Below are 6,998 nucleotides of genomic sequence, written 5' to 3' on the forward strand. Positions count from 1 at the left end.
GGCGGGCAGCCCACCTCGCTCGTTGGCGGCGTTAATGCACGGGGACCACTCGGTGAGCGGGGTGGCGTAGAAGCGGTGCTGGGCCGCGGCGGCCTCGGCGTCGGAGGGGGCCGCCGCGACAAGGGATTTGAACAGCGGACCCTGGCGGGGATCGGTGAGGGTCTCGGCCACCAGGCGGGCGTTGGCGAGTAGATCGCCGCGCAGGGAACCGGTATCGGCATGGGGCAGTGAGGTTTCCGCCATCTCGGTCAGCACATCGGCCACCAGACCGGCGGGGGTGCGCCAGCGCCGGTAGACGGTGGTCTTGCCGACACCTGCCCGGGCCGCCACCTCGGCCAGGTCCAGCCCGGCGAAGCCGGATTCGGCGAGCAGATCGCCCGCGGCGCGCAACACGGCCTCGCGGACTCGTGCCGTGCGCCCGCCGGGACGTAGCGTGCCGGGAGTGTCAGAGGTCATAACGGGTCTCCAGTTTCATTAATGGCGGATCTCATGTACGGTCAGTATAGTTAATGAAACATCGGTTCCGTTAGGAGCGGGTCATGGAATATCGGCGTCTGGGTAACTCGGGTCTGCTCGTCCCGGCATTGAGCTTCGGCGCGGGCACCTTCGGTGGCCGGGGCGAACTGTTCGGCGCGTGGGGCGACACCGACGCGCGGCAGGCCCGCAGGCTGGTCGACATCAGCCTGGAGGCGGGCGTCACCCTGTTCGACACCGCGGACGTGTATTCGGGCGGCGCCTCGGAGGAGGTGCTCGGTGCGGCGATCGAGGGCCGTCGCGACCAGGTCCTGCTCGCCACCAAATCCACGCTGCCCATGGGGCCCGGGCCCTACGACGCCGGGTCGGGGCGCGCGCGGTTGATCCGCGCGGTCGAGGCGTCGCTGCGGCGGCTGGGCACCGAGTACATCGATCTGTTCCAGTTGCATGCCTTCGATGCGGGCACCCCGGTCGAGGAGGTGCTCGGCGCGCTGGACGATCTGATCCGGTCGGGCAAGATCCGCTACGTCGGCGCCTCCAACTTCGCGGGCTGGCAGCTGATGAAATCGCTGGCGGCGGCGGACGAGCACGGCCTGCCCCGCTATATCGCGCACCAGGTGTACTACTCGCTGGTCGGGCGCGACTACGAATGGGAGCTGATGCCGCTCGGCCGCGATCAGGGCGTCGGGGCGATGGTGTGGAGCCCGCTCGGCTGGGGGCGGTTGACCGGCAAGATCCGCCGGGGACAGCCGCTTCCGGAGGGCAGCCGCCTGCACAAGACCGCCGACGCCGGTCCGCCCGTGGACGACGACCTGCTCTACGACGTGGTCGATGTGCTCGACGAGATCGCCGCCGAGACCGGCCGGACCGTGCCGCAGATCGCGCTGAACTGGCTGCTCTCGCGCCCGACCGTCGCCACGGTCCTCGTCGGCGCCCGCAACGAGGAACAACTGCGCCAGAACCTCGGCGCCGTCGGCTGGCAGCTGACCGCCGACCAGATCGCCCGCCTGGACAAGGCCAGCGCGGTCACCCCGCCCTACCCCCACTACCCGTACTACCGCCTCCCCGACTTCACCCGCCTCAACCCACCGGCCGTCTAGGCATCCTCAGTACACGTCGCGGACGTATCGTTTCTCGGCCACGAGGCGTTTGCGGAATGCGAGCGCCTGGTCCTCGTCGAGCTTGCCGTGGACCTGGGCGATGGTCAGCAGCGCCTCGTCGACATCGCGGGCCATGCGGCTGGCGTCGCCGCAGACGTACAGGTGGGCACCGTCGGCGAGCCAGGACCACAGCTCCGCGCCGTGCTCGATCATGCGGTGCTGCACATAGATCCGCTCCCGCTGGTCGCGGGAGAAGGCCAGGTCCAGCCGGGTGAGGAAACCGGTGCGGAACATGTCCTCGAGCTCGTCGCGGTAGTAGAAGTTGTCGGCCGCGTGCTGATCGCCGAAGAACAGCCAGTTGGCGCCGCGGCAGCCGAGGGCCCGGCGCTCGTGCAGGAAGCCCCGGAACGGCGCGATGCCGGTGCCCGGCCCGACCATGATCATCGGCGCATTCGGATCCAGGGGCGGACGGAAATGCGGTGCGCGCTGCAGGAATACGGGCACGGCGGCATCCCGGCCGCGGTCGGCGAGAAAGGTGGAACAGACACCGCCGCGATCGCCGTAGCGCAGCACACCGACGGTCAGCTGCACCTCGTGCCGATCGACCAGCGGGCTGGAGGAGATCGAATACTGGCGCGGCTGCAGTCTTTTCAGCGCACCCAGCCATTCGACGAGATCGGCCCGCACCGGGAAGTCGCGCAGCACGTCGACCGCCTGCCGGTCCCACAGGTAGCGCTCGAGCTCGTTGCGATTGTCGCGGCGCAGCAGCTTGGCCAGCCGCGGGCTGGGATTGTGTTCGGCGACGAAGGTCAGCAGGTCGCGGCTGACCTTGGCGATGTCGTAATGCGAGCGCAATGCCCGGGCCAGCGGCACCTCCCGGTCGTCCAGCTCGATGCCGCGCCGCCCGTCCAGCCCGGTGACCTCGAGCCATTCGCTCACCAGGTCCTCGCTCACGGTCGGCCACACGCCCAGCGAGTCGCCGACCTCGTAGGTGGCGTCGAGCCCGCGCAGGTCGAAACCGAACTGCCGCACCTCTTTCCCGGCCCCGGGCCGAGACAGCAACGTATTGCGGACCAATGGTGCGGCCACCGGCGAATTGCGCGTGAACGGGGCAGCGGCCGGTCGGCGCGCACGTCCCGGTGCGGGCCGCGCCGCGCCCGGTGCACCCGGCGCCAAGGCAGTCAAGGCCATGACGCCCGATGCCTGTGCGGGTGAGGCCGTGGCGCCCAGCGCCGGTGCGGGTGGCGCTGGGTCCACCGTGGGCGCCGGGCCGGAGTCGGCGTCGGGTTCTGTTGCTGCCGTTGGGCTGTCGCCGTTAGTATCCGCGGTCTGCCCGCCTTCGAGGGCCGCCAGCACCTCGTCGAGCCAGCGTGTCGAGGTCTCGTCGTGGTCCGGTTCGCTGTCGACGCGCGGCAGCAGGCGCGTGGCGCCGCGCTCGGACAGCGTGCGGTCCAGCGTGCGGCCGTGCCCGCAGAAGTCGTCGTAGGAGGAGTCGCCCAGGGCGAAGACCGCGAACCGCAGGCCGGTCAATCGGATCGCGCTGTCGTGCAGGCGATCCCAGAAGTCCGCGCCGTTGTCCGGCGGTCCGCCGTCGCCGAAGGTGCTGGTGATCACCAGCGCATCACCGGTGAGATCGGCCAGCTCGCAGGAGTCCATATCGAGCAGCCTCGGGGCGTAGCCGGATTCGGCGAGCCGGGCCGCGGCCGATGCGGCGAGTTCCTCGGCCGTACCGGTCTGCGACGCCCACAGCACGGTGATCGGCTGCGGCGTCGGAACATCGGCTGCCTCGAATTCTCCGGTGCGCGAATACATTCCGGCGAGCAGCCCATTGATCCACAACCGAGTGTGCGAGGACAGCGGTGCGGCCTCGGGCAGCGTCGGCTGCCCCTGCACCGGCAGCGCGTGCAGCGCCGCCAGATAACCGCCGAGATAGATGCGCTCGGTTTCGGTGAGCGTCGGCGGCGTCGCCGTCTCCAGGCCCAGCATGGCGGCGAGGGGATGCCCGGACCCGTCGGCGAGCGGGAGCGCGGGGTGTCCGGTCTCGCTCGAATCCACCGGCCGCGGGACGCCCGCGACCCGCCGCAGGGCGACCGCGCACGCCTTGAACTCCGGTTGCAGCGAATCCGCGTCGACCGCATCGTTCGTCACGGCGTTCACGGTGAGGTATTCGCCCTGCTCGTCGTTCCAGTGGAAGGGCGCGAAACAGTCACCGGGCCGGACGCGGTCGCTGATCTGCACGGGCAGCACGGCGCGCCCACGGCGCGAGGCGATTTCGACCTGATCCCCGGCCCGTAGCCCGATCCGCTCGGCATCGCCGGGATGCACCTCCACGAACGGTTTTCCGTTGAGCCGGTTCAGCTTCGCGACCCGGCCGGTCTTGGTCATGGTGTGCCACTGGTGCGGCAGGCGGCCGGTGTTGAGCACGAACGGGTAGTCGTCGTCGGGCATTTCGTCCGGCGCCATGTGCGGACGCGGCCAGAACACCGCGCGGCGGCTCGGGGTGGCGAAGGCGAGCGCGGGCCGATGCCCGTCACCGTCGGTGAACGACTCCTGGCTGACGCCGTCGTTGCGATAGCGGATCGGGTTGCGGCGCCGCGCCGGATCGGGGCACGGCCACTGCGCGGGCCCCTCGCGCAGCATGTCGTAGTCGATGCCGCGCAGGTCGTAACCCGTTGCCGGATTGGCGAATCGCCGGATCTCGTCGAACACCTCGGCACTGGACGCGTAGTCGAACCCCTCGAAGCCCATGGCCGTGGCGACCTGGGCGATCAGCAGCCAGTCCGGCCGCGCGTCGCCCGGCGGATCGATCGAGCGCCGCAGCAGGGTGACGGTGCGCTCCGAATTCACCATCGTCGCCTCGGATTCGGCCCACAGCGTGGCGGGCAGCAGCAGGTCGGCGTAGGCGTTGGTGGCCGTGTCGGTGTAGACGTCCTGCGCGATCACCAGTTCCGCGGCCTCCAGCCCGGCGATCACGGTCTTGCGATTCGCCACCGACGCAACGGGATTGCTGCAGACGATCCAGCACGCCCTGATCCGACCCTCGGCCATGCCGCGGAACATCTCGATCGTCCCGGGCCCGGAGCGGTCGCGGATCGTGCCCGGCGCCACGCCCCATGCGGTCTCGACGAAGGTCCGGTCGGCCGCCGAGAGCACGCTGCGCTGGCCGGGCAGGCCGGGGCCCATATAGCCCATTTCCCTGCCGCCCATGGCATTCGGCTGCCCGGTCAGCGAGAACGGACCGCTGCCCGGTCGGCAGATGGCACCGGTGGCCAGATGTAGATTGCACAGCGCGTTGGTGTTCCAGGTGCCGTGCGTGGACTGGTTGAGGCCCATCGTCCACAGCGACATCCACTCGTCGGCCTCGCCGATCCACCGTGCGGCCGTGCGGATGTCGTCCTCGGCCAGGCCGGTGATCTCGGCGACCCGGTCCGGGGGATAGTCCGCCAGGAACTCCGGCATCGAGTCCCAGCCCTCGGTGTGCTCGGCGATGAAATCCTTGTCGATATCGCCGTTTTCGATCAGCAGGTGCAGCAGCCCGTTCAACAGTGCCAGATCGGTGCCCGGCGCGATCTGCAGGAAAAGGTCTGCGTGCGTGGCGGTTTCGGTGCGCCGCGGATCGACGACGATCAGCTTCGCGCCCGACTTGCGGCGGTCGGCCATGCGCAGGTACAGGATCGGATGGCAGTCGGCCATATTGGCGCCGATCACGAAGAAGAGATCGGCGTGGTCGATATCGTCGTAGGAGCCGGGCGGGCCGTCCGCACCCAGCGACTGCTTGTATCCGGTACCGGCGCTGGCCATGCACAGCCGCGAGTTGGCCTCGATGTGCACGGTGCGCAGATAACCCTTCGCGAGCTTGTTCGCCAGGTACTGCGCCTCCATCGACATCTGGCCCGAGACGTACAGCGCGATCGCGTCGGGTCCGTGCTCGTCGAGGATCGCCCGCAGGCGCGCGGCGGCCTCGCGGATCGCGTCGTCGACCGGCACCGGCGCGGGGGACGCGCCGCGCTCGGGCCGCCGGTGGGCCGTGGTCATCCGGCCCGGTGCCCGCATCAGGTCGGCGTGCGTGGCGCCCTTCGTGCACAGCCTGCCCGCGTTGACCGGGTGCAGCTTGTCGCCCTGCACCTTGGCGATGATCGGCGCGCCCCGCTCGTCGGCGGTGGTCTCGACGACGATGCCGCAGCCCACCCCGCAGTACGAGCACGCCGTTCTGGTCGTGCTCGGGCCGCTCTCGGCTGCATCCGACATGAGTCCGATGATGTCCAGCCGGGATTGCGGTGAATTTACCGGACGTTATCGCCAGGTGACGAAAGTTCTCACTCGGGCACGCGGACGTTGTGAGGTCGGCCCGATGCCTGGTCGGACGCCGATTTCCCGTCGGGGCGGCGGCCGTCTGTGCGGCGTGAGTAGTGTCACGCGCAGCTCGGCACCGCGTCTCACCCGAGCTTGTACGCCCGATGCAGCGCGACGATGCCGTTGGTGAGGTTGCGCCATTTCACCGCCGACCACCCCGCATCGGCTATCCGCAGGGCGAGCTGCGGCTGATTCGGCCACGCCCGGATCGATTCGGCGAGATACACGTAAGCATCCGGATTGCTGCTCACCGTTCGCGCCACCCGCGGCAGCGCCCGCATCACGAATTCCATATAGATCGTGCGGAAGGGCGCGAATACCGGTGCGGAGAACTCCGCGATCACGAGGCGGCCACCCGGCTTGGTGACGCGCAGCATCTCCCGCAGTGCCGCGTCCGAATCGGCGATATTGCGCAGCCCGTAGGAGATGGTCACGGCGTCGAACGAATCGTCGTCGAACGGCAGCGCGGTGGCGTCGCCGGCGACCATCGGCACCTTGCGGAACCGGCCCGCCGCGAGCATGCCCTGGGAGAAATCGGCGGCGACGCACCAGGCGCCGGATTTGGACAACTCCTGCGTGGACACACCCGTCCCGGCGGCCAGATCGAGGACCCGCTCCCCGGGCCGCAGTTCGAGTGCCCTGCGCGTCGCCCACCGCCAATAGCGGTCCAGCCCACCGGTCATCACCGTATTGGTCAGGTCGTATCGCTTCGCGACCCCGTCGAACATCGACGCGACCTCGTGCGGTTGCTTGTCCAGCGAGGCCCGAAACGACTCTGTTTTCGCCACGATCTCAGACACTAACGTGCACGGGCGACCCCGCGCACGAGCTCCGTCATGGTGTGGGGCGCGGTGTCGGCGGGCAAGGCGCCCAACGCGATTCCGCAGACCGGCATGCTGACCGGCACCGTCCGCACCGGCGACCACGCCACCTGGTCGCTGCTGGCGGGAATGCTGTCCCACATCGGCGTCCGCGAGGCCGAGACCCGGGAATTCCTGGGTGCGCGCAACGCCAAGTTCATGATCTTCCCCGGATCCGCGCTGGCCAAGAAGCCGCCGCGCTGGGTGATGG

4 protein-coding genes and 1 pseudogene are annotated in these 6,998 nt (G+C 69.6%); 2 read left to right on the forward strand and 3 right to left on the reverse strand.

The features are described from left to right. The coding region (locus QH290_RS24725) for a TetR/AcrR family transcriptional regulator (RefSeq protein ID WP_280385436.1) at positions 1-456 on the reverse strand (456 nt) is incomplete at its 3' end. 83 nt (positions 457-539) lie between these two features. Here QH290_RS24725 and QH290_RS24730 point away from each other — a divergent pair. Continuing rightward, entirely contained in the window at positions 540-1,574 is a 1,035-nt protein-coding gene (locus QH290_RS24730) for an aldo/keto reductase (RefSeq protein ID WP_280385438.1), read from the forward strand. A gap of 6 nt (positions 1,575-1,580) precedes the next feature. Here QH290_RS24730 and QH290_RS24735 read toward each other — a convergent pair whose 3' ends face one another. Then, positions 1,581-5,822, reverse strand: a complete 4,242-nt coding sequence (locus tag QH290_RS24735; protein WP_280385440.1) for a bifunctional nitrate reductase/sulfite reductase flavoprotein subunit alpha — start codon at positions 5,820-5,822, stop codon at positions 1,581-1,583. Positions 5,823-6,010: 188 nt separating this feature from the next. Beyond that, positions 6,011-6,715, reverse strand: coding sequence for a demethylmenaquinone methyltransferase (locus QH290_RS24740; RefSeq protein ID WP_280385442.1), 705 nt, complete (start codon positions 6,713-6,715; stop codon positions 6,011-6,013). A 21-nt stretch (positions 6,716-6,736) separates the two neighbouring features. Here QH290_RS24740 and QH290_RS24745 point away from each other — a divergent pair. Continuing rightward, a pseudogene (locus tag QH290_RS24745) lies at positions 6,737-6,901 on the forward strand (amidohydrolase); the annotation flags it as partial. Between the last annotated feature and the right edge of the window lie 97 nt (positions 6,902-6,998).

This window comes from Nocardia wallacei, from assembly GCF_029869545.1.
Lineage (GTDB): Bacteria > Actinomycetota > Actinomycetes > Mycobacteriales > Mycobacteriaceae > Nocardia > Nocardia wallacei_A.

Bases quoted from the DNA above. Each gene is read 5' to 3' on its own strand.
- QH290_RS24730 (WP_280385438.1), top strand. From the start codon at position 540: ATGGAATATCGGCGTCTGGGTAACTCGGGTCTGCTCGTCCCGGCATTG.
- QH290_RS24735 (WP_280385440.1), bottom strand. From the start codon at position 5,822: ATGTCGGATGCAGCCGAGAGCGGCCCGAGCACGACCAGAACGGCGTGC.